The 1,659-nt window shown below is 61.1% G+C and carries 1 protein-coding gene and 1 pseudogene; both read right to left on the bottom strand.

Annotated features, from left to right (window positions below; translation table 11 throughout):
• A pseudogene (locus HX846_RS34605) lies at nt 1-504 on the bottom strand (EamA family transporter); the annotation flags it as partial.
• Nucleotides 505-579: 75 nt separating this feature from the next.
• On the bottom strand, nt 580-1,485 hold the full coding sequence (gene gcvA, locus HX846_RS34600; RefSeq protein WP_087693730.1) for a transcriptional regulator GcvA: 906 nt from the start codon (nt 1,483-1,485) through the stop codon (nt 580-582).
• Nucleotides 1,486-1,659 lie beyond the last annotated feature (174 nt).

Here is a 1,659-nt window from a genome sequence, read left to right as displayed (position 1 = left end):
CGCACCCGACAGGCGCGCGCCGATGCCGTCTGTCACGCTGTAGGCGGCAATGAAACAGCCGGTGCCCAGGGCGTATGGCAGGCTGGGAACGGCGAGCCGGCGCCCCCTGAACGCCAGGGAAATGATGCCGCCCGACACCAGGGCAATGCCCAGAAGCGAGCTGGCCGAGACACTCTCCCCGGCAAACACGGCGGCACCCAGGGTGATCAGCACCGGCGAGGAGCCCCGTGAAATCGGATAGGTCTGCCCCAGGTCTCCGACTTTGTAGCTACGCACCAGGAACAGGTTGTAGCCCACGTGCAGCACCGCTGACAGCACCACATAAAACCAGCTGGCTGGCGCCGGAGGGTCCAGGAACACCGCAACGCCGCCACTGGCGATAGCGACCGCCAGGCACATCACCGTCATCGACCAGAGCCGGTCGGCGCCGCCACGCAGCAGCGCATTCCAACTGGCGTGCAGTAAGGCGGCGAAGAGGACCAGGAGAATAATGGGATAAGGCATGCGCCCATCCTAAGCAAACCGGCGCCTTAACTGAAGCGAAGTCTGCTCATTGAATAATGAGCAAATCCTCATGCTTTATTCGTAAGCCAGTCCGGCGTTTACGGCTTCCTGCATCAGCCAATCACGAAAGCTGACGATATGCGGCTGGGACTCGATGCCTTTGGGGCAGACAAAGTAATAAGCGACCGGTGACGGGAACGGCACATCGAACAGCCTCACCAGGCTGCCATCGCTCAGCTCTGACTCCACATGCCCACTGCGCGCCAATGCAATGCCCTGGCCGAGCAAAGCCGCCTCGATCGTCATGTTGGTGTCCGCAAACCTGACACTTTCCTTGAGCGGCGCAATCGCGAGCCCGACGTGCTGGAACCATACTTCCCACTTCGGCACCAGGTCGGCGCCGTCGCGCATCAGCAAGGGATAGCGCAGCAGTTCGGCGGGTGTGTGTGGCCGGCCAAAGCGCTTCAACAGATCGGGACTGGCCACCGGAAAAATCTGCTCGCGGAACAGGAACTCCGAGTACAGCGCCGGGTAATTCCCGTTGCCCAGGCGGATCGCAACATCAGCCTCCGCGCTTGAAAAGTTGATGATCTTGTCGCTGGAGTCGAGGGTGACCAATATTTCAGGGTGCCGTTGGGCCAGGCTCGGCAATCGGGGCAGCAGCCATTTCAGCGCGAAGGAATAGGTGGTACTGACCTTGAGCCGGACCCTGCCCTTTTGCTCGCGCAGGTCCGCGAGTGTCGCCTCAAGGTTCATGAAAAACTCGCGCACGATCGGCGCAAGGGCTGCTCCGGCAGGCGTCAGGCTGAGTGACTTGCCCCGCTGGAACAACTGCAACCCCCAGAGTTCTTCAAGGTGTTTGAGCTGATGGCTGACGGCACTCTGGGTGACATGCAACTCTTCTGAAGCCGAAGTGAAGGTTGCGTGGCGTGTGGCAACCTCAAAGGCGCGCAATGTCGAGGTGGGTGGCAGGTCTCTCATGGCATTGCTTCACCGTTTATGAATAGATGCTCATGATAGGACATCTATCCATTGCGCTGTAGGCCGCCCCTCAACCCAGCTGGAACCGCGCCGTGTTGTCGCTCAGCGCCCGGCTGCCCTTGCTCAACATATCCGCCGCCTGGTTCACCGCCCGCGCGCCATCGAGCAAGCGCC

Origin of the sequence: Pseudomonas sp. K5002 (assembly GCF_013386655.1) — a bacterium.
Lineage (GTDB): Bacteria > Pseudomonadota > Gammaproteobacteria > Pseudomonadales > Pseudomonadaceae > Aquipseudomonas.
This window is presented reverse-complemented; position numbering and strand designations above follow the sequence as displayed.